The sequence below is a fragment of the Vibrio sp. genome, assembly GCF_050299255.1.
Classification (GTDB): domain Bacteria; phylum Pseudomonadota; class Gammaproteobacteria; order Enterobacterales; family Vibrionaceae; genus Vibrio.
Genome location: NZ_JBNKVP010000011.1, coordinates 24,297 through 45,043, shown reverse-complemented (window position 1 = coordinate 45,043; position 20,747 = coordinate 24,297). Strand labels below are relative to the sequence as shown.

Genomic DNA, 20,747 nt, shown 5'->3' with positions numbered 1-20,747 from the left:
TAGTCCTTGGCTATAACATTATGCTTCAGTACAAAGTCAAAGTAGAAGCAACCAAGAAGCAAGAAAGCGCACGTTATCTGGCAATCATCGATGCAACTGAAGAACTGATTGGCAATGCGCATCACGTACCGTTCAGTAAAGAACTGCTGTTGTGCCTGAACAACCGTATTTTGGATGCCCTGCAAAATATGTTTGATTTAGACCCGAAAAATAAACAGCTGGCACAACGTATCGAGAATATGAAGGGTCAAATCCAGCAAGTCCAGGAGAATTATACCGGCTCCGAGTCCAACACATTCAAATCTCCCAGCACGGATAAACAAGCCCTGCTGATGCTCAAACTGGTCAAACGCCTGCGCGACACCATTCGCAGTGAGCACAACAAGGGCCGGTTTGAAACCCAGTACTATGTGGTAGAAAACGCCCGGTTGGAGACAATTCAGATTCGCATCAATATAGAAAATGTGATTAAACGTGCCAACGACGCCATCGTGCGCGGCCAACCCGGTACTGCCGTCCAGCTGCTGAAAAAAGGTATCGATGCACTGAGCTCCAAAACCGATCCTTACTCATTGAAAGCCAGTGAAAAATTGAACGCTATGTACGATGAACTGGAACAGCGCCGTCAGAATCAAAATGCCCAGGATTTACAAGATCTGGAAGACCGCGAACGTGATGATGATATGAATGCACTCTTTGGTGAGAAGAAAAAGTGGTAATATACTGCTTCCGATAGCCATTTAAGGTCGCCAGTGCGGCCTTTTTTATTCCCTAGTAGTCCTATGTTAGATTTAAACCCCTATCAAGCCCTGTTAGCCCCTATCAATCAGTTTCTCCACTGTGAAACTCCGGACGCCTGGCTGCAAGAGGCGAAAAAACCCTGCAACCTGAAAGTGGTTCTGATAGACCACCTGCTGTGTGAGTTAAAAGCTGGTCAGTCGGCTATGTACCTGATCCGCAAGTATGCAGTCGACCAGTCCAGTGCCGCAAACCTGCTTGACTGGTTTAAACCGTACGAAGATTTCGCTTATCGAGGTGTTGGTAGCCTGGAGAGTCTAAAAGGCAAAAGTAATGCAACCAAAGCGATCACCGCGAAAGCCGATTCACCCTATAGCCAGGATCTCATCGATAAGATGGTATTGCTGATAAAAGAAGAGCTACACCACTTCTATCAGGTGCTGGAGATTATGCACAAACGTGGCATCGCCTATGAGAACGTTCCGGCAGGCCGTTATGCGAAAGGGCTGTTAACAAAAATGGCGACCTATGAACCACAAACTCTGGTGGATAAACTGATCATCGGAGCCTATATTGAAGCGCGTTCTTGCGAGCGGTTTGCCCGCTTGGCTCCCTTTATGGATGAAGATATCGCCAAGTTTTACGTATCGCTACTGCGCTCTGAAGCTCGCCACTACCAGGATTATCTGACGTTAGCCGAACAGATTGCCGGCCAGGATATCAGCGACCGCGTACAGTATTTCGGCCAGGTAGAAGCAGAGCTGATCTCAACTGCAGATCCGGACTTTAAATTCCATTCCGGAGTGCCAGAATTAAATTCATAAGTGCCCTGACGGGCACTTATGTGTCGGCAAGATTTAACTGGCTAGCTGGCCGTTGATTTCTGCCAGTACCGCAGCCGGGTCGGCCGCCTGAGTGATTGGGCGACCGATGACTAAATAGTCAGAACCGGCGGCAACTGCATCGACCGGAGTCATGATTCGCTTCTGGTCGCCAACCGCAGCACCGGCCGGACGAATACCCGGAGTAACCAGTTTAAACTCCTGGCCCAACGCCGATTTCAACATTGGCGCTTCCTGAGCAGAACAGACCACACCATCCAGTCCGGCATTTTTGGTCAGAGTAGCCAAACGCATCACCTGTTGCTGAGGTTCAATATTGAGACCGATTCCTGCCAGGTCAGCCTGCTCCATGCTGGTCAGCACGGTAACGCCGATCAGTAACGGGCGATCGCTGCCGTACGGCTCCAGAATCTCTCTTGAAGCAACCATCATCCGCTCACCACCGCTGGCGTGAACGTTGACCATCCATACTCCTAGCTCAGCAGCAGCCCGTACCGCTTTGGAACAGGTATTGGGAATGTCGTGAAATTTCAGGTCAAGAAACACTGAAAAGTCTCTGGCATGAAGAGCTTTTACGAAGTCTGGGCCAAACAGAGTAAACATCTCTTTACCCACTTTGAGACGGCAAGAGCTGGGATCAATTCTATCGACAAAAGCTAATGCATCGGCTTGGTTATCATAGTCCAGTGCAACAATCACTTTTTGGTCAATCATTTTAGCTCCTCATTAAATGTTGAGTTTTACTCAAAAAAAGCAGCACCTGAGTGCTGCATCGAAATACTTACTGCTGGCGAAACTACTCGCCATCCAGTCCTCGGATGGGCTTGATCGTACCCCATCCTTTACACGAAGGACAATGCCAATAGAGCGAGTGAGTGGAAAAGCCGCATTTTCGACATCGATAATGGGGTTTTACCTTTAATTGCTCACCAACTAACTTTTGCAATGTAGCGAGGCTGTCTTTTGCCCGCCCTTCCTCAGCTTCTGCCAAATGGTAATCCATCAGGCGATAGAAGCCTTTCATCGTCGGGTTTTTCACCAGTTGGCGGGTTAACAATACCTGCGCCGATGCTGCGCCTTCGTGATGAGCGACCAACTGTGCCAGCATCAGTTCTGCCGATACTCCGGCTTTATTGGCAATACAGAGCCGCAGAAATTCAAGCAATTTACCTTCTTGTCCAAGATGGTGGTAGCATTCTGCCAATGTCGGCAGTACCTCACAGACAAAGTCGATGTCCTGATCCAGTACCTGCTCGAGGTAATGTATGGTCAGTTGGTAATCTTCCGTTTCAAGACAGAGCTTACCCAGGGCAATGCTGGCGCGAACACATTTAGGGTCTTCAGATAGCGCCCGTTTGAAATACTGAATCGCTTTGTTGGTTTTGCCCTCGGCTTTATTCTGCATCGCCAGTTCACACCAGAAGTGAGCGATGTTTGCCCGCATACGCTTACGGCCAAGTTTGACCAGTTTTGCCGCGCAATCTATCGCTTTAGCCCACTCACTGGTTTGCTGGTAAATGGCCACCAGTTGCTGCAGAGCGGCTTCACGGTGGTCTGGTTCATCAACTAGCTGTTCAAAGATTTTTTCCGCCCGGTCCAGAAAGCCGGATACCATGTAATCTTTAGCCAGCTGCTGCAGCGCAATATTTTTTTGCTCTATGGTCAGACCCGGACGGGAGATAAGATTCTGGTGGATGCGGATGGCACGATCCACTTCACCACGGGATCGGAAAAGGTTACCCAGTGCGAGGTGGGTATCGATAGTATCGTTGTCGACTTGCAGCAACTCAATGAAGTGGTCAACAGCTTTATCTGACTGGTCAGATAATAGCAGGTTAAGACCTGTCACATACTGACGGGAAATCTGATTGGACTGCTTTTGCTTATCCTGCTGGGCACTTCGGTTACCCATATACCAGCCATAGGCGGCAGCAATGGGCAGCAGCAGGAAGAGTATTTCGAGCATCAATAAACGACCTTAATCCCTAGCGGCTTAGTTTTCTGCTCCTGATTGTGTACCTGACAGTTTCTTAAGTTTTTTGTTTAATCTTCTGGCTTTTAACTCAGATTTAAGATGCAAACTGCCAAAAATAGCCCAGGCAATAGCGAATCCGACTGCAAACACAACGCCAAGCAAAGTGGACAGGTGAAACTCGCCTTTCGCCAGCAGATAGTTAAATGTCACGACGGCTTGGTTCTGAGATCCCAGCGCTAATGCAACCAGGAAAAGGGCGAGGACAACAACGATTTTTATAATTTTCATAATGTTCACCTTATCAGAGTTCAGCAGCTAAGATTATGCAGTAAAAACACTAAACAAACCATGCTTTACTGGTCGAAACGGGTGATAAAAAAGCGGCAAACCTAACCGGCTGCCGCTTTTGCAATTCACTGAGAATATTATTGAATTATATTCACACGTTCTCGCAACTCTTTACCTGGCTTAAAGTGCGGTACATATTTACCTTCCAGCTCCACACGCTCACCGGTTTTCGGATTACGACCAGTCCGAGGTTCGCGGTAATGAAGCGAAAAACTGCCAAAGCCCCGGATTTCTATTCTGTCACCACTTTCTAGCGTCGAAGCCATGTGTTCCAGAATGTCTTTCACAGCATCTTCGATCTCTTTTGCTGAAAGATGAGTTTGCTCTGCACAGAGTCGTTCAATCAATTCAGACTTAGTCATAGTCAACCTCTTTGAGTAGATTTCACGCTTATTATAGTAACTAATATCAATTCCAACAAACACTTGCTAACTATTCTAGTCATAAAAACGTCAAGATGCTTAATCAAAATGCGGATAAAATGTTGCAAGTTGAAGCAGGCTAAAAAATAAACGATGCGGCGAGACAGAAAAGAGACAATAAAAAAGGAGCCTTTCGGCTCCTTTTTTGCTTCAAGAAAGTGAATTACTCACCTTTAGCAGCTTTGAACGCGTCTGCCATTGCATTACCGAACGCGCCTTCTTCTTGCTTGTTCAGTGAAGCCATAGCTTCTTGTTCTTCAGCTTCGTCTTTCGCTTTGATAGACAGGTTGATTACTCGGTTCTTACGGTCTACACCGGTGAACTTAGCTTCAACGCTGTCACCAACGCTCAGGATCAGAGAAGCGTCTTCAACACGGTCACGTGATACTTCAGAAGCACGGATGTAACCTTCTACGCCGTCAATCAGCTCAACAGTTGCGCCTTTCGCGTCTACTGCAGTTACAGTACCGTTAACCAGAGTGCCTTTCTTGTTGTCTGCAACGTAAGCGTTGAATGGGTCATTTTCCATTTGCTTAACGCCCAGAGAAATGCGCTCACGCTCTGCATCTACTGCAAGAACAACTGCAGAGATTTCGTCACCTTTCTTGTACTCACGTACTGCTTCTTCACCTGGAACATTCCAAGAGATGTCAGACAGGTGAACCAGACCGTCGATGCCGCCGTCCAGACCGATGAAGATACCGAAGTCAGTGATAGACTTGATCTTACCAGTAACTTTGTCGCCTTTAGCTTGTGCTTCAGCGAATGACTGCCATGGGTTAGCTTTACACTGTTTCAGACCTAGAGAGATACGACGACGCTCTTCGTCGATTTCAAGAACCATAACCTCAACTTCGTCGCCAACATTAACAACTTTAGATGGGTGGATGTTCTTGTTAGTCCAATCCATTTCTGAAACGTGTACCAGACCTTCAACGCCTTCTTCGATTTCTACGAAGCAGCCGTAGTCAGTCAGGTTAGTAACACGACCAGACAGCTTGTGACCTTCTGGGTAACGCTTAGCGATAGCTACCCATGGATCTTCACCCAGCTGTTTCAGACCTAGTGATACGCGAGTACGCTCACGGTCGAACTTAAGAACTTTAACTTGGATTTCGTCACCAACGTTAACGATCTCAGATGGGTGCTTAACGCGTTTCCATGCCATATCAGTGATGTGCAGAAGACCGTCAACACCACCCAGGTCTACGAACGCACCGTAGTCAGTCAGGTTCTTAACGATACCTTTAACTTCGCTACCTTCTTGCAGAGTTTCAAGCAGTTCATCACGCTCAACACTGTTTTCAGATTCGATAACTGCGCGGCGAGAAACTACAACGTTGTTGCGTTTCTGGTCTAGCTTGATAACTTTGAACTCTAGCTCTTTGTTTTCCAGGTGAGCAGTGTCACGGATAGGACGTACGTCTACCAGAGAGCCAGGAAGGAAAGCACGGATACCGTTCAGTTCAACAGTGAAACCGCCTTTAACTTTACCGTTGATGATACCAACAACAGTTTCAGCTTCTTCGTAAGCTTTCTCCAGAACGATCCAAGCTTCGTGACGCTTAGCTTTCTCACGAGAAAGTTGAGTTTCACCGAAACCATCTTCAACAGCGTCAAGCGCTACGTCTACTTCTGAACCAACTTCAACTTCAAGTTCGCCAGCAGCGTTCTTGAATTGTTCAGCAGGGATAGCAGATTCAGACTTAAGGCCAGCATCAACAAGAACGAAGCCGTTCTCGATCGCTACTACAGTACCTTTAACGATAGTGCCTTGTTGGAATTCAGTTTCGTTTAGAAACTCTTCAAAGAGTTGAGCAAAAGATTCAGTCATTTAATTAATCTTCAATAAATTAAACTACCACGGGTATCCTACCGCGTGGGGTTATTAACTTCGCTGATCATCATCCGTGCGATCAACGTCCATATCTAACAAAGTATACCTTACTCTGCTAGTTTAGATTCGATGTATTGCAGTGCTTTTTCTACGACCTGATCTATCGACATAGACGTAGAATCCAGCACGAGCGCATCCTCCGCAGGGCGCAATGGCGCGACGGGTCGATTACGGTCCCGGTCATCCCGCTCTTGGATCTCGCTCAAAAGGTGGTCAAATTTAACACTTAAGCCCTTCTGTTGCAACTGGTTAAGGCGCCTATGCGCCCTTTCTTCAGCACTGGCATCCAGAAAGATTTTTGCTTCGGCGTTCGGAAACACAACCGTGCCCATATCCCGGCCATCCGCCACCAATCCCTGCCCCTTGGCAAATGCACGCTGTCTGCGCAGTAAAGCTTCTCTCACTCTTGGTAATGCTGCGACCTTAGATGCCGCCATGCCGGTTTCTTCTTTGCGCAGCTCCTTGGATACGTCTTCCCCTTCCAGGATAACCCGAACCAGATCTCCGTCGGCAATAAACTGTACATCCAGATGAGTAGCCAGTGGCACTAGTGCGTCTTCTGACTCAAGTTCGACACCATGGTGCATCGCGGCTAATGCCAGCACCCGGTAAATGGCGCCTGAATCCAGCAGGTGAAACTGCAATCGCTCGGCCAATTGCATACAAAGGGTGCCTTTACCTGCACCGCTTGGTCCATCAACGGTAATAACCGGTGTGTGAGAGGACATGATTTACTCCAGGTTAGTGAGTGACCCTTAGTTGGCCACCAAGGATCATTGACGGCGGAGAATTATAATCATATTGAGGCATAGGTGCCAGTCGCGTTTAGGTATAACGCAAAGAAAATAACGGTGTCGAACTGACTTTCCGACACCGTTCAGATCAGTTTACAATTTGATGCGACTACGGTTTTTGTCTACGGTTGCATTGCCAATCCCTTTGACTTTTGCAAGATCATCAATCGTTTCAAATTCACCATTGTCGTTGCGATAGTCGACTATGGCCTGTGCCTTGGATTGCCCTACTCCTTTCAACAAAGTGGCGAGTTCATCCGCTGAGGCGTTATTTATGTTTACCGTGATTTCAATGCCAGCCAATTGCTCAGTCGTTGTTGAGTCTGCAGCCAGCAGGGTAGCCGGAGTCAGCGTCAGCATAAGGGGTAGTAAACAAGTGATCAGTTTCATCGTCTTTCCTTTTTCAGTTGAGAGACGACTTAGCCTAGTGAGATTGGAGTGGCATACCAGCAGATTATCCGCAAAACAAAACGGGTTGCCTGAGCAACCCGTTGTTATAAATACATCAATTACATCAGAGCAGACTACTGACTCACAGCGTAATATTCGATGTCGCTGTTACTGCGCAGAATACTCAGTAATCCGGAGATATCCTGCTGAGCATTTAACTGGTCTAGTTGCTGCGCAACTTGCTTGTTGACTTCGCCATCGGCTTCTTCACTGACTTTCACCAGCTCAATCACGACGATATCGCCATTGAGTTCTTTGGCTTCCGCATAAACCGGCTTGTCATTGGCTGGCTTGGTTAAGCTAAACACAGTGTCAGCCAGCGCTGAACTACGGTCAATAGTTTCAACATCACCAAACGACAGATCGTTATCTTTCAGCAACTGTTGGTTACCCTCTTGCAGACCAGCAACCAGTTCTTTTGCCAGAGTCAGACCCTTCTGTTCAGCTTTCAGTTGAGTTAGCTGGCTAACCGCCTGATCACGCACTTCCTCAAGCGGCAATACCTGTTCTTCGCGGTGATCGGTTACCCGAACCACGACAACATGCTCAGGTGCTACTTCCAATACTTCCGAGTTCAGACCTTCGTCTTTCACTTCCGGGCTCAGGATTGCCTGCATAATCGCCGGAGTCTGCAACAGTTGAGGCGCATCCGCTTGAGAGACGAAATCGGTCGTTTCTACTTTCTGGCCGGTTGCCTGCGCTGCATCGGTCAGGGAGTCAGGGAATTCAAATGCGGTACGTTCCAGTTCACTTTGTAGTTCATAGAACTTGTCGACCGCTTGCTGGTTAGCCAGCTCTTGTTTGATCTCCGCTACTACCTGTTCATAAGGCTGCGACTCAGGTTGTTTAACCTCGTCCAGTTTGATGATGTGGTAGCCGAAATCTGACTTAACCAGACCGCTGATGTCACCGACTTTCGCCAGACCAAATGCCGCTTCTTCAAAAGTTGGATCCATAACATTACGTTCAATCCAGCCTAGTGAACCGCCCTGTGAAGCACTACCAAAGTCATCTGACTTCTCTTCTGCCAGCTTGGCAAAATCAGCGCCTGCATTCAGTTCATCCAAAATAGCCTGGGCTTTGTCTTCATCATCACCCTCAATCAGGATATGGCTCACACTGCGTTGCTCGGCGGTGGAGTACTTGTCCAGGTGTTCCTGATAGTACGCCTTCGCTTGTTCATCACTGATCTCGATAGTGTCTTTCAGTGCTTCAGCAGACAGTTGCAGGTACGCGACCTTGACCTGCTCTGGACGAGTGAAACGCGCGGGGTTTTGCTGATAATACTGTTCAATATCCTGATCGGTCAGCTCGATAGTCTTAGCCAGTTCTTGGGTGGACAGCGTCAGTTTACGAATGTCTCGCTTCTGACTCACCAGCTTGCTGTGCGCAAGCACTTCCCCCTGCAGCGAAAAGTCGCTTCCCTGAACACCGTTGATCAGCTGGTTTTTGACCAAGTCACGGCGCAGGTATTCCGCAAAGCTCTCGGCATTGAATCCGGCACGACGCAGAGCGGACTGGTAAATTTCCTGGTCAAATTTGCCATCACTCTGGAACTGAGGCATCTCTAAAATCAGTTTACGCACCTGGGCATCACTGACGCGGAAACCCAGTGACTCCGCATGCTGTTCTAACAGCAGGTCGTTGATCATGCGGTCCAGTACGGATTTACGGAATGTTTCAACGTAATTCGGATCAGCCAACAGGTTGGAAAAATACTCTCCCAACTGAGACTGCATACGACTACGTTCATTTTGATAAGCTTGCTCGAATTCGGCCAGGCTGATTTCAGCACCACCGACTTTTGCCGCTGCGTTATTGCCACCACCAACCAGGTAGCTACCAATACCGGCAAATACGAAAGACAGGATGATAAGTCCCAGAATAATTTTGATCGCGATGCTGTTAGCGCCTTCGCGTAATCGCTCCATCATACTTAATTTACTCTCCGGAAACGGCAGCATACCTTCAAATGTCAATGACAGAGTAGCAACTACCTAAACTCTTAAAACCAATAGCGCGATGATATCAGAAAAAGAAATGCGCACCAGTAAGATGCGCATAATTTAAAAAGGTTCGATTGATTTCTGTTAAAAAACAGATCCAGGCTTAGTTACAAGCTTCTTTAAGCGCTTTACCTGGTTTGAAAGCTGGTACGTTAGCTTCAGCAATTTGAATCTCTTCACCAGTTTTTGGGTTACGACCGGTACGAGCTGCACGAGTGCGCACGCTGAAAGTACCAAAGCCTACCAGCGCCACTTGGTCGCCAGATTGTAAAGTGTCACCAACTGCTTCGATGAACGCATCAAGTGCACGGCCAGCAGACGCTTTTGAGATATCTGCGCTCTCTGCGATTTTTTCTACTAATTGTGTTTTATTCACTGTGATTCCCCTTTATACCGCCAGTTATTGTTATTAAGGCGGTTATTCGTTCCATTTACGTTTCTCAATCTAGCTCGAGCCTTATATAACAAGGCTTGGAGCTATAGTCGGTAAAGTTAGCGCCCAAAAAAAACGCTGACAAGCCTTTTTGGACTTATCAGCGTACTCTTTTAATGATTTTTGCTACACATCACTCTTTTTCTCTTCAAAATCAAACCCTGAGGGCGATCTTTCCAGAGCAACGTTCAACACTTCATCAATCCACTGAACCGGAATAATCTGCAAATCTGCGATCACGTTCTCAGGAATTTCTTCCAGATCTCGTTCATTGTCCTTCGGAATCAGCACGGTTTTGATACCACCGCGATGGGCTGCCAGCAGTTTTTCTTTTAACCCGCCAATGGGCAGAACTTCACCACGCAGGGTAATTTCACCGGTCATAGCAACGTCCGCTTTCACCGGGTTCCCCGTTAAACTGGAAACTAGCGCGGTGCACATCGCAATACCGGCGCTTGGACCATCTTTCGGCGTGGCACCTTCCGGTACGTGGACGTGGATATCGCGTTTTTCGTAAAAGTCGCTGTTGATACCCAGTTTCTCGGCACGGGTTCGGACCACGGTCATCGCGGCCTGAATCGATTCCTGCATTACGTCGCCAAGAGAACCGGTTTGGGTCAGCTTACCTTTTCCTGGCATCGCTTCAGTTTCGATGGTGAGCAGGTCACCGCCGACTTCCGTCCATGCCAGACCCGTTACCTGGCCGATGCGATTATTCTCATCAGCACGGCCATAATCAAAGCGTTGTACGCCCAGATACTCTTTCAGGTTATCCATATTGACGGTGACTGACTTCACGTCACTGTCCAGCAGGATGTTTTTCACCGCCTTGCGACAGATCTTGGAAATCTCTCGCTCCAGGCCACGCACACCAGCTTCTCGGGTGTAGTAGCGAATAATGCCGATAATGCCCGAATCTTCAATCGTCAGCTCGCCGGATTTCAGTCCGTTGCGCTTCAACTGTTTATCAACCAGGTGTCGCTTGGCGATATTAAGTTTCTCATCTTCGGTGTAACCTGACAGGCGAATCACTTCCATCCGGTCCAGCAACGGGCCAGGGATGTTCATTGAGTTCGAGGTCGCAACAAACATCACATCCGACAGATCGTAGTCTACTTCCAGGTAGTGGTCGTTAAAGGTGTTATTCTGTTCCGGGTCCAGCACTTCCAGCAGCGCCGAAGCGGGATCGCCACGCATATCTGACGACATTTTGTCTATTTCATCGAGCAAGAACAGCGGGTTTCTAACACCAACTTTAGACATTTTCTGGATCAGTTTACCCGGCAGGGAACCGATATATGTCCGGCGGTGACCACGGATTTCTGCTTCGTCGCGTACGCCACCTAATGCCATCCGCACATACTTACGCCCTGTTGCCGCAGCAATAGAACGCCCCAGAGAGGTCTTACCAACCCCTGGAGGCCCAACCAGACACAGGATAGGTCCTTTCAGCTTATTGATACGGTTTTGTACCGCCAAATATTCCAGGATACGCTCTTTAACCCGCTCCAGACCGTAGTGATCTTCATTAAGGATCTCTTCCGCTTTAGCCAGGTTTTTCTTCACCTTAGAGCGCTTCGCCCATGGCACACTGACCATCCAGTCGATGTAGCTGCGTACCACCGTTGCCTCAGCAGACATCGGCGACATCATTTTCAGCTTCTGCAGTTCTTGCTCGGTTTTCTCCCGAGCCTCTTGTGGCATTTTCGACTCTTCGATTTTCTTTTTCAGCGTCTCGAATTCATCCGGAGCGTCATCCATCTCGCCGAGTTCTTTCTGAATCGCTTTCATTTGCTCATTCAGATAGTACTCACGCTGAGATTTTTCCATCTGTTTCTTCACCCGGCCGCGGATACGTTTTTCCACTTGCAGCAGGTCAATTTCAGATTCCATCTGGCCCATCAAAAACTCCAGACGCTCAGTAACATCCAGAATTTCCAGTACTTTTTGCTTATCTACCAATTTAAGTGGCATATGGGCTGCGATGGTATCCGCCAGACGGGCAGCCTCATCAATACCGTTAAGCGAAGTCAGTACTTCGGGTGGAATTTTTTTGTTGAGCTTGATGAAGCCTTCAAACTGGTTGATCGCACTACGGACAATCACCTCTTGTTCGCGTTCATCCAGAACCGGCGTCTGCAAGTATTCAGTGTCAGCCACAAAATACTCGTCTTCGATAAACTGATGAATTTTGGCACGTTGTTGGCCTTCGACCAGTACTTTCACTGTGCCGTCGGGCAACTTCAGAAGTTGCAGAATGGTGGCAACTGTCCCGACCTGGTAAAGGTCATCTTTTGAAGGCTCATCGGTTTCAGCCTGTTTTTGTGCCACTAACAGTACTTGCTTGTTGTTGTCCATTGCTGCTTCCAGGCAGGCAATTGACTTTTCACGGCCAACAAACAAAGGAATTACCATGTGCGGGTAAACTACTACATCTCGTAGAGGCAGTACGGGGATCTCGATACGTTCGGAACGTTCCAAGTTCATATTCATCTCTCTTCCGCTTAGTCTTATGAGCAGTATATGGGGGCTAATTGGTTGGATTCAATGAAAGAATAAAAAAAAGGAGGTAATGAATACCTCCTTGATTAGAAATGTCGAATTTAAGACTCGGCGCCGGCGGCCTGGTTATCAGAATTGCTGTAAATCAGCAGTGGTTCTGACTCTCCGTTAATCACCGATTCGTCGATCACGACCTTGCTGACATCGCTGCTGGATGGCAGTTCGTACATGGTCTCAAGCAATACGCTTTCCAGAATCGACCGCAGACCACGAGCACCGGTTTTACGCTCCATTGCTTTGTTGGCAATTGCGCGCAGGGCGTCGTCACGGAATTCCAGATCAACATTTTCCAGTTCAAACAGAGCGGCATACTGCTTAGTCAGCGCGTTTTTCGGCTCACGCAGGATTTGAATCAGCGCTTCTTCGTCCAACTCTGTCAGGGTGGTAGTCACAGGAAGACGACCAATAAACTCAGGGATCAGGCCGTATTTAACCAAATCTTCCGGCTCAACCTGTTTGAACAAGTCGCTGAGAGACTTAGCTTCGTCCTTAGAACGGACTTCAGCCGCAAAACCAATACCGGTACCTGTAGCAACACGCTGCTCAATAACCTTGTCTAATCCGGCGAAAGCACCGCCACAGATGAACAAGATCTTAGAGGTATCAACTTGCAGGAATTCCTGTTGTGGGTGCTTACGACCACCTTGAGGTGGAACTGAAGCAACCGTGCCTTCAACCAGTTTCAGCAGCGCCTGCTGAACGCCTTCCCCGGAAACGTCACGGGTGATAGACGGGTTTTCCGCCTTACGTGAGATCTTGTCAATCTCATCGATGTAAACAATACCACGTTCAGCTTTTGCAACGTCGTAATCGCATTTCTGCAACAGTTTCTGGATGATGTTCTCGACATCTTCACCCACATAACCAGCTTCGGTCAGGGTCGTTGCATCCGCCATGGTAAATGGTACATCTAAGAATCGAGCCAGAGTTTCTGCCAGCAAGGTTTTACCGCTGCCGGTAGGACCGATCAGCAAAATATTGCTTTTGCCGAGTTCAACTCCATCACTCGTTGTATCACCGTTACGTAAACGCTTGTAGTGGTTATACACTGCAACCGCTAGCACTTTCTTAGCGTAATCTTGGCCAATAACATAGTCGTCCAGATGTTCACGAATTTCCTTTGGCGTAGGCAACGCCTCAGACTGCTTTTTCGGCAGAACATCTTTAATCTCTTCGCGAATAATGTCGTTACACAGGTCAACACATTCGTCACAGATGTATACGGAAGGGCCGGCGATTAGCTTGCGAACTTCGTGCTGGCTTTTGCCACAGAAAGAGCAATACAACAGCTTGCTGCTACCACTCTCTTTGCTTTTATCTGTCATTCGCTAACCTCTTAGCCTTTACTCTTTATGATTTGAGTGTATATCAAATTAAACCGAATTGCGCTAAACAATTTCCGCGCCATTACAGGCTGCGCTGGCTTAATACTGCATCCACCAAACCGTATTCCACTGCCTGCTCCGCCGACATAAAGTTATCACGATCGGTGTCACGTTCGATCACTTCCATCGGTTGGCCAGTGTGCTCCGCCAGCAGGGTGTTCAGTTTGTGTTTGATAGACAGAATTTCTTGCGCATGGATTTGAATATCAGACGCCTGGCCCTGGAAACCGCCCAGAGGCTGGTGAATCATGACGCGAGAGTTCGGCAGAACATAACGTTTACCCTGGGCTCCACCTGCGAGCAGGAAAGCACCCATAGAGCACGCTTGTCCCATACATACAGTGCTGACATTCGGTTTAATGAACTGCATGGTGTCATAAATGGACATACCCGCCGTTACACTACCACCAGGAGAGTTAATGTAGAGGAAGATATCCTTGTCAGGGTTTTCCGACTCCAGGAAAAGCAGCTGAGCCACGACAAGGTTTGCCATGTGGTCTTCCACTTGACCAGTTAAGAAAATGACACGTTCTTTCAGAAGACGAGAATAGATATCGTACGATCGCTCACCCCGAGAGGTTTGCTCCACCACCATGGGTACCAGTGCATCGAGAATCGGTGACATTGCGTTTTTATCTTGGTAGCTCATATTGTTATGTCCCTAAAATAAATGGCCCGGATGAATATTATCAAACGGACCATTGTTAGCAGAATAATTAACGACAAGTCAACCTTCTGCACTACTCAGATCATTAAGCAGCAGGCTGGTTCATCAGCTCGTTGAAGCCAACTTCTTTTTCAGTAACCTGTGCTTTAGCAATAATAGCGTCGATCGCTTGTTCTTCCAGAGCAACGTTGCGCATGTTGTCCATCATTTGCTCGTTTTGCTCGTAGTACGCGATAACTTCTGAAGGATCTTCGTAAGCGGTCGCCATCTCTTCGATCAGTGCTTTCACTTTGTCTTCGTCTGCTTTCAGCTCTTCAGACTTGATCACTTCACCTAACAGTAGGCCAACGACTACGCGGCGCTTAGCTTGCTCTTCAAACAGTTCACGTGGCAGTTGTGCCGCCGCTTCTGGGTTACCGCCAAAGCGTTGAGCAGCCTGTTGACGCAGCACTTCGATTTCTTGGTCAACCAGTGCAGATGGAACGTCGATGTCGTTCTCTTTTACCAGACCGTCAAGCGCTTGCTCTTTGATGCGGTTTTTCACTGCTTGCTTCAGTTCGCGTTCCATGTTCTTACGAACTTCAGCTTTCAGTGCGTCAATGCCGCCTTCAGCCACACCGAACTTAGCAACGAATTCGTCGTTCAGTTCTGGCAGTTCGCGCGCTTCAACTTTGTTCAGCTTGATAGCGAATTTCGCCGCTTTACCTTTCAGGTTTTCTGCGTGGTAATCTTCTGGGAAAGTTACGTCAATTTCGAATTCCATACCAGCAGTTTTACCTGCGATACCGTCTTCGAAGCCAGGAATCATGCGGCCAGCGCCCATTTCCAGAGGGAAGTTTTCAGCTTTACCGCCTTCGAATTCTTCACCATCGATAGAACCAACGAAATCGATCACGGCACGTTTGCCTTCTTCCGCAGCTTCTTCAACTTCAGCCCAAGTCGCTTGTTGCTTGCGCAGAGTTTCGATCATTTCTTCAACGTCTGCATCTTTAACTTCAGTCACAGGTTTTTCAACTGTGATACTTTCCAGACCTTTCAGTTCAACTTCTGGGTAAACTTCGAAAGTCGCAGCGAATACCAGGTCTTCACCTTCGTTGTTGGTTACAGGTTCGAAAGTAGGAGCGCCCGCTGGGTTGATTTTTTCTTTAACGATCGCTTCGATGAAGTGACGTTGCATAACTTCGCCCAGAACGTCTTGACGAACTGCTTTGCCGTACATCTGTGCAACCATTTTCAGTGGCACTTTACCTTTACGGAAACCATCGAAACGACGGTTTTTAGCGATGTTGCGTAGTTCTGCAGTAACAGCGTCTTCGATGTTAGCAGCAGGAACGGTAATGTTCAGACGGCGCTCTAGGCCTTCTAGCGTTTCAACAGTAACTTGCATTATTTAATAACCTCAAAACTGGCTCAGGGATACTGAGCGAAATGAGCCGCGCGATTGGTAACGGCTGCATTTATGTTTCGTACTCTAAGAGCACCTGTTTAATCGAGCTTCGATACCTGAGCTTACCCAGACATCGGACTAATCAGTGATATCTTTAGCGGTTCAATTAGCCAAAGGTATCCCCTATTAGTCTCAGGACAATATTTTAGACGCAGCATTCTAACGGCCAGATCACCCGCTGTCGAGCCAATCACCTAGTTAGCATGCGCAATATCCTAAAATCGCTCTTGATTGCTCCATTTTCGAACAACAATAAAATATCAATCCAGTAAATGGGGCCAAACCGCGACTTTTCAAGCAAGATCCGGGAAAAATTTAGCGGATAGACAAAAAGGCGATCTAACTCCGGTTTTCTGCATGGATTCTCCATCAAATTCAACACTTAAGTAACAAAGCCTTTAATCTGTATAGGGAATTAGGAGTGCTCTATGTTGCGTATTCGACGGATAAGTCTCTATCTGTTGCTGGTTTATGTTGTGTTGGTGGCGGCAGGGTCGCATTTGATGTGGAATTACCAATACGACCAGCTATTAACTGAACACCAGGCTCAGCTCGATCGTTTTGCCGGTCATATCGAATCGAAACTGGACAAATACGCCCACCTGCCTCGACTTCTGGCCAAAGATCGCGAGGTCGTCAGTGCCCTGCTGTTACCCGATAACAGTGCCCAACTCGATATCACCAACCGCTACCTGGAACAGGTAAATCAAACCATTCAGGCCGCCGATACCTATCTGCTTGACCTCACCGGAACCACCATTGCAGCCAGTAATTGGAACATTGGTCGCTCCTTTGTCGGACGTAATTTCTCCTGGCGCCCCTATTTCTATGAGGCATTAGAGGGGAAAAGCAGCCAGTATTTTGCACTCGGTTCGACGTCTGGCCAGCGGGGTTACTACTACTCTTATCCGGTAATCTATGCCGCGGAAGTGCTCGGCGTTATTGTGGTCAAAATGGATCTGTCGGCGATTGAAGCTAACTGGACCAGCCAGTCGAGCTATTTCGTCGCAACCGACGACCACAATGTCGTGTTTATGTCCAGCAACCCTGACTGGCTGTTTAAGAGCCTGACCACCCTGTCCGAAGCCGAGCGGCTGGCAATCTTTAACAGCCGTCAGTATCTCAATACGCCAATTCGTTCCCTCGGATTGCGCGGAGAGGTCGACCAACCGGTCACGGAACTGGTCAACCCGCACCGGGGTTGGATCCAGGGCGACTACATCACCTCATCCCGCCGCCTCAGTGCGTTATCGCTGACCATTCGGGTACTGACACCGAAAAGTGAAGTGTTTTGGCCGGTGTTTGGTTTCGTGCTGGTATTGGCCCTGGTCTTTGTGGTGATCTACCTCGGCACGCTGCTGGTTCATTCCAGGCAACAACGGCAGCGCCAGTTTGAACAGTTGCAGGCCGAGGCGAAACAGAAACTGGAGTTTCTGGTCATGGAGCGCACCGCCGAGCTGCACATCGAGATCGATGAGCGAATCCGTGCTGAAGAAGCGCTGCGTCAGACACAGGATGAGCTGATTCAGGCAGCGAAACTGGCGGTGCTGGGCCAGATGTCGGCCAGTATCAGTCATGAGCTCAACAATCCATTGGCGGCCATTAGAAGTTTTGCCGATAACGGGCGGCGGTTCCTGACTAAGCAGCAATATCACCGAGTCGATGAGAACCTGGAACGCATATCCAACCTGACCGATCGAATGGCCAAAATCAGTGAACAGCTGAAATCTTTCAGCCGCAAATCTGATCAGGATGACCAGGTCGAAACATCTCTGGAATCGATTGTTCATTCCACCCTGGAACTGCTGGCGCCGCAGTTAAAGTCCAAGCAAGTTCACCTGGAACTGGCGCCCTTTAGCCATCCGGTCAAAGTCTTGGTCAACCCTATCCGGCTGGAGCAGGTATTGATCAACATTATTGCCAACGCCATCCAGGCACTTTCTGACCAGGAACAGCCCAGAATGATTCAGATTGCTCAGGTACCGGGCAATAATCAGGTCATTATTCATATTGATGACAACGGTCCCGGTATTAGTGGTGAGAAAAAGGAAAAATTGTTTGAGCCATTTTACACGACCAAGAAAAACGGCCTCGGGCTTGGCATGTCCATCTCCCAGCAGATTATCGCCGCGATGAACGGCCAGCTGTCCGTCGATAGCTCGCCTCTGGGCGGCGCCCGTTTCAGCGTTATATTGCCGCTGGCGCAACAGGAGTCCTAATGTACGACGTATATTTTGTCGATGATGAAAGCGATATTCGTCTCGCCATCGAGCAAAGTTTTGAATTAGAAGATATCTCAGCACAGTTTTTTGCCTGCGCCGAAGATGCATTACTGGCGATCAAGCAGGGCGGTATGCCCAAGGTCGTGGTGACCGATATCTGCCTGCCCGGCCTGTCGGGAGAAAACCTGCTCGCCTCTGTCGTGCATCAGGACAGCGACGTGCCGGTGATCCTGATCACCGGTCATGGTGATATTTCCATGGCGGTGACCGCCATGCACAACGGCGCCTACGATTTTATCGAAAAGCCGTTTGCCACTGACCGACTGATCGACACAGTCAAGCGTGCGCTGGAAAAACGCCAGTTAATGCTGGAAAACCAGGAACTAAAACGCAGTCTCAAAGCCAGCCAGGCGCTCGGGCCGCGAATCATCGGTAATACTCCTTGTATTGAAACCCTGCGCGATACCATCAGCCACATTGCCGATACCGATGCCGACATTTTGCTGTTTGGCGAAACCGGCACCGGTAAGGAGCTGGTCGCCCGCTCTCTGCACGAACAGAGCCCGCGCCGGGAAAAGAATTTTGTCGCCGTCAACTGTGGTGCTGTACCGGAAAACCTGATCGAAAGTGAGCTGTATGGCCATGAAAAAGGCGCGTTTACCGGCGCAGAGAGCCTGCGGGTAGGCAAATTTGAGTTTGCTAACGGTGGCACCCTGTTTCTGGATGAAATTGAATCAATGCCGATGCAAGCGCAAATCCGGCTGCTGCGGGTGCTGCAGGAGCGCGCGATAGAACGGGTCGGTTCCAATCAGCTGCTACCGCTCGATATCCGGGTGATCGCCGCGACCAAAGTGGATTTAAAACAGGCTGCCGCAGAAGGCACATTCCGCCAGGATTTATACTATCGGCTTAATGTGGTAACTCTGGAGCTGCCGCCACTTCGGCAGCGCAAAGAAGACATTGCCGCCCTGTTTCACCATTTTTTACTGGTGGCCGCATCACGCTACGGCAAGACCGCTCCGGCAATTTCAAACCAGGACCTGCAGCAGTTAATAAGCCACGACTGGCCCGGCAACGTCCGGGAATTACGCAATGCTGCGGAACGGTTTGTGCTGCTGGGCAAGCTGGCGCAGTTGGGAGAAAGCCCGGTTGCGCCATCATTAATGCAAAGCCTGACTGACCAAGTGGCAGAATTTGAGAAAAGCCTGATTGAACAGACCTTGATTGCCTGTGGGGGACGAATTAAAGATACCATGCAGCAGCTGCAACTGGCGCGCAAAACCCTTTATGACAAGATGCAGCGTTACGGCTTGGACAAAAATAACTACAAGTCAGATTAGCGGACGACAAACCACGCTTAACCCAGGCCAGCCAACTGGCCTGGTACTACGAGTGAACTGTTGTTGCGCTTCTAACGCTATTTCCCACCACGCAACTTATTTCCCACCACGCAGCATAGCATCAAGCTGATCCACCACTTCCGCCCAGTCGGCATCTTCTTCCAGCGCCTGGCGGAGAAAATTGGCCTGGGATGCGGACCAGAAATTGGCTTCATGTAGCGGCTGATTACGGTTTATGTCGCTGTGTTGTTTAACAAATTCCCTGATCTCCCGGTCGCTGCTGCCCAATCCGAGTTGATCAAACAGATCAGGAATTGAATGTTGATGAAGTTCCATATGCTGTTCTCCGCTGTGAGTCATCACTCCCTAACTATAGAACAAGGTACAGGGTGTGTGCTGAGGCCAAACCGCTTGTTGATTGGATTACTGCTTAATGTGGCCTTCCGTCATAGGAATGAATTCAAGCAGGTCAGCACCGGCCACCTCAAATGCCTGGCCGAATCCTTTAACGTAACGCCCTGATTCAGGCACCAGCCGGTAGAGGTGAAAGTCCCCAAGCTGGCTGAGGTTGTCGATGATATCGCCAAACCGCTGTCTCAGAGCGTTCAAACCTTGCTGCCACTGATTGCTGTCTCGGGAGATTAATTCCGCTTGCGTATCAAATGTCAGACGTTTGCGGGCATGGATTTGCCTGGAGTCAGATTCATCCTCAATCATCATGATCGAGACCTCACAGCAATGTTTCAGGTTGCGGCCATGAACCGCCAGATCGCTGACCAGAATGTAATAGCCTCTGTGGTCAAATGCGAATGGCGCATAGCTGGCATTGGGTTTGCCGCTCGCATCGGTGGTAGCCAGATGCAATGTCTGTCTGGCATCGCGAAAGTCACACACTTCTTTGGTCAGGCGGGATTGCAAACGCTGCTGACGTTTATCGTCCTCCGCCTTTTTAATCGAAATGTCCTTAGCCACAATAATTCACTCCTGCTCTGCAAACTCCTATTTTGCCAATACCGAATCACCAACACATTGCTGTTACACCGGTAAAGGGCATCTCTGGCTATTGTAGTCTGACGGCGATAAAAAACCCGGCTGGCGCCGGGTTTTCGTTACTTGGTGATGATTTCCGGCCCCATCAGGGTAGTCGGCAGCCAGGTCGAAACCCAAGGCACATAAGTGACTATGATCAGGAACAGGAACATGACCGCCACCCATGGCA

19 protein-coding genes are annotated in these 20,747 nt (G+C 48.7%); 4 read left to right on the top strand and 15 right to left on the bottom strand.

Going from position 1 to position 20,747, the window contains the following annotated elements:
- The coding region (locus tag ACQY6F_RS05440) for a DNA repair protein (protein ID WP_428772777.1) at positions 1-719 on the top strand (719 nt) is incomplete at its 5' end.
- Positions 720-782: 63 nt separating this feature from the next.
- Positions 783-1,562 carry a tRNA isopentenyl-2-thiomethyl-A-37 hydroxylase MiaE gene (gene miaE / locus ACQY6F_RS05435; protein ID WP_428772776.1) on the top strand — a complete coding sequence of 260 codons (780 nt, stop codon included), beginning with the start codon at positions 783-785 and terminating at the stop codon, positions 1,560-1,562.
- 33 nt (positions 1,563-1,595) lie between these two features.
- Here miaE and pyrF read toward each other — a convergent pair whose 3' ends face one another.
- The 13 genes from pyrF to tig form a co-directional block, all read right to left on the bottom strand.
- Positions 1,596-2,294, bottom strand: coding sequence for an orotidine-5'-phosphate decarboxylase (pyrF, locus tag ACQY6F_RS05430; protein WP_428772775.1), 699 nt, complete (start codon positions 2,292-2,294; stop codon positions 1,596-1,598).
- Positions 2,295-2,376: 82 nt separating this feature from the next.
- Positions 2,377-3,546 carry a lipopolysaccharide assembly protein LapB gene (lapB, locus tag ACQY6F_RS05425; RefSeq protein ID WP_428772773.1) on the bottom strand — a complete coding sequence of 390 codons (1,170 nt, stop codon included), beginning with the start codon at positions 3,544-3,546 and terminating at the stop codon, positions 2,377-2,379.
- 27 nt (positions 3,547-3,573) lie between these two features.
- Positions 3,574-3,843: a LapA family protein gene (locus tag ACQY6F_RS05420; RefSeq protein ID WP_428772772.1), complete on the bottom strand. Its 270-nt coding sequence runs from the start codon at positions 3,841-3,843 to the stop codon at positions 3,574-3,576.
- Positions 3,844-3,980: 137 nt separating this feature from the next.
- Positions 3,981-4,265, bottom strand: coding sequence for an integration host factor subunit beta (gene ihfB, locus ACQY6F_RS05415; RefSeq protein ID WP_428772770.1), 285 nt, complete (start codon positions 4,263-4,265; stop codon positions 3,981-3,983).
- A gap of 223 nt (positions 4,266-4,488) precedes the next feature.
- Entirely contained in the window at positions 4,489-6,159 is a 1,671-nt protein-coding gene (gene rpsA / locus ACQY6F_RS05410) for a 30S ribosomal protein S1 (protein ID WP_428772768.1), read from the bottom strand.
- Between the two features lie 110 nt (positions 6,160-6,269).
- Positions 6,270-6,950: a (d)CMP kinase gene (gene cmk, locus ACQY6F_RS05405; RefSeq protein WP_428772767.1), complete on the bottom strand. Its 681-nt coding sequence runs from the start codon at positions 6,948-6,950 to the stop codon at positions 6,270-6,272.
- A gap of 159 nt (positions 6,951-7,109) precedes the next feature.
- On the bottom strand, positions 7,110-7,406 hold the full coding sequence (locus ACQY6F_RS05400; RefSeq protein ID WP_428772765.1) for a ComEA family DNA-binding protein: 297 nt from the start codon (positions 7,404-7,406) through the stop codon (positions 7,110-7,112).
- 134 nt (positions 7,407-7,540) lie between these two features.
- The gene (gene ppiD / locus ACQY6F_RS05395; protein ID WP_428772764.1) at positions 7,541-9,400 is read right to left on the bottom strand and encodes a peptidylprolyl isomerase; all 1,860 of its coding nucleotides are present in this window, start codon (positions 9,398-9,400) and stop codon (positions 7,541-7,543) included.
- Between the two features lie 175 nt (positions 9,401-9,575).
- On the bottom strand, positions 9,576-9,848 hold the full coding sequence (locus ACQY6F_RS05390; protein WP_428772763.1) for an HU family DNA-binding protein: 273 nt from the start codon (positions 9,846-9,848) through the stop codon (positions 9,576-9,578).
- Positions 9,849-10,031: 183 nt separating this feature from the next.
- Entirely contained in the window at positions 10,032-12,392 is a 2,361-nt protein-coding gene (gene lon / locus ACQY6F_RS05385; protein WP_428772762.1) for an endopeptidase La, read from the bottom strand.
- 116 nt (positions 12,393-12,508) lie between these two features.
- Positions 12,509-13,792, bottom strand: coding sequence for an ATP-dependent protease ATP-binding subunit ClpX (gene clpX / locus ACQY6F_RS05380; RefSeq protein ID WP_428772761.1), 1,284 nt, complete (start codon positions 13,790-13,792; stop codon positions 12,509-12,511).
- Between the two features lie 82 nt (positions 13,793-13,874).
- Entirely contained in the window at positions 13,875-14,501 is a 627-nt protein-coding gene (gene clpP, locus ACQY6F_RS05375; protein ID WP_428772760.1) for an ATP-dependent Clp endopeptidase proteolytic subunit ClpP, read from the bottom strand.
- A 103-nt stretch (positions 14,502-14,604) separates the two neighbouring features.
- Positions 14,605-15,906 carry a trigger factor gene (gene tig, locus ACQY6F_RS05370; RefSeq protein WP_428772759.1) on the bottom strand — a complete coding sequence of 434 codons (1,302 nt, stop codon included), beginning with the start codon at positions 15,904-15,906 and terminating at the stop codon, positions 14,605-14,607.
- A 488-nt stretch (positions 15,907-16,394) separates the two neighbouring features.
- On the opposite strand from tig, the gene ACQY6F_RS05365 reads away from it, so the two are divergent.
- The gene (locus tag ACQY6F_RS05365; protein WP_428772758.1) at positions 16,395-18,185 is read left to right on the top strand and encodes a sensor histidine kinase; all 1,791 of its coding nucleotides are present in this window, start codon (positions 16,395-16,397) and stop codon (positions 18,183-18,185) included.
- The gene (locus tag ACQY6F_RS05360; protein ID WP_428772757.1) at positions 18,185-19,528 is read left to right on the top strand and encodes a sigma-54-dependent transcriptional regulator; all 1,344 of its coding nucleotides are present in this window, start codon (positions 18,185-18,187) and stop codon (positions 19,526-19,528) included. Before ACQY6F_RS05365 ends, ACQY6F_RS05360 begins: the two co-directional genes overlap by 1 nt.
- A 96-nt stretch (positions 19,529-19,624) precedes the next feature.
- Here the strand turns inward: ACQY6F_RS05360 and ACQY6F_RS05355 are convergent, their stop codons facing one another.
- Together ACQY6F_RS05355 and hutZ are read right to left on the bottom strand one after the other, a co-directional pair.
- A complete protein-coding gene (locus tag ACQY6F_RS05355; protein ID WP_428772755.1) occupies positions 19,625-19,864 on the bottom strand; it encodes a DUF2789 domain-containing protein in 240 nt (79 codons plus the stop codon).
- 87 nt (positions 19,865-19,951) lie between these two features.
- On the bottom strand, positions 19,952-20,500 hold the full coding sequence (hutZ, locus tag ACQY6F_RS05350; RefSeq protein WP_428772754.1) for a heme utilization protein HutZ: 549 nt from the start codon (positions 20,498-20,500) through the stop codon (positions 19,952-19,954).
- Positions 20,501-20,747: the final 247 nt, after the last annotated feature.

Bases quoted from the DNA above. Each gene is read 5' to 3' on its own strand.
- pyrF (WP_428772775.1), bottom strand. From the start codon at position 2,294: ATGATTGACCAAAAAGTGATTGTTGCACTGGACTATGATAACCAAGCC.
- ACQY6F_RS05360 (WP_428772757.1), top strand. From the start codon at position 18,185: ATGTACGACGTATATTTTGTCGATGATGAAAGCGATATTCGTCTCGCC.
- miaE (WP_428772776.1), top strand. From the start codon at position 783: ATGTTAGATTTAAACCCCTATCAAGCCCTGTTAGCCCCTATCAATCAG.
- lapB (WP_428772773.1), bottom strand. From the start codon at position 3,546: ATGCTCGAAATACTCTTCCTGCTGCTGCCCATTGCTGCCGCCTATGGC.
- tig (WP_428772759.1), bottom strand. From the start codon at position 15,906: ATGCAAGTTACTGTTGAAACGCTAGAAGGCCTAGAGCGCCGTCTGAAC.
- rpsA (WP_428772768.1), bottom strand. From the start codon at position 6,159: ATGACTGAATCTTTTGCTCAACTCTTTGAAGAGTTTCTAAACGAAACT.
- ihfB (WP_428772770.1), bottom strand. From the start codon at position 4,265: ATGACTAAGTCTGAATTGATTGAACGACTCTGTGCAGAGCAAACTCAT.
- cmk (WP_428772767.1), bottom strand. From the start codon at position 6,950: ATGTCCTCTCACACACCGGTTATTACCGTTGATGGACCAAGCGGTGCA.
- ACQY6F_RS05400 (WP_428772765.1), bottom strand. From the start codon at position 7,406: ATGAAACTGATCACTTGTTTACTACCCCTTATGCTGACGCTGACTCCG.
- ACQY6F_RS05355 (WP_428772755.1), bottom strand. From the start codon at position 19,864: ATGGAACTTCATCAACATTCAATTCCTGATCTGTTTGATCAACTCGGA.
- ACQY6F_RS05420 (WP_428772772.1), bottom strand. From the start codon at position 3,843: ATGAAAATTATAAAAATCGTTGTTGTCCTCGCCCTTTTCCTGGTTGCA.
- ppiD (WP_428772764.1), bottom strand. From the start codon at position 9,400: ATGATGGAGCGATTACGCGAAGGCGCTAACAGCATCGCGATCAAAATT.
- clpX (WP_428772761.1), bottom strand. From the start codon at position 13,792: ATGACAGATAAAAGCAAAGAGAGTGGTAGCAGCAAGCTGTTGTATTGC.
- lon (WP_428772762.1), bottom strand. From the start codon at position 12,392: ATGAACTTGGAACGTTCCGAACGTATCGAGATCCCCGTACTGCCTCTA.
- clpP (WP_428772760.1), bottom strand. From the start codon at position 14,501: ATGAGCTACCAAGATAAAAACGCAATGTCACCGATTCTCGATGCACTG.
- ACQY6F_RS05365 (WP_428772758.1), top strand. From the start codon at position 16,395: ATGTTGCGTATTCGACGGATAAGTCTCTATCTGTTGCTGGTTTATGTT.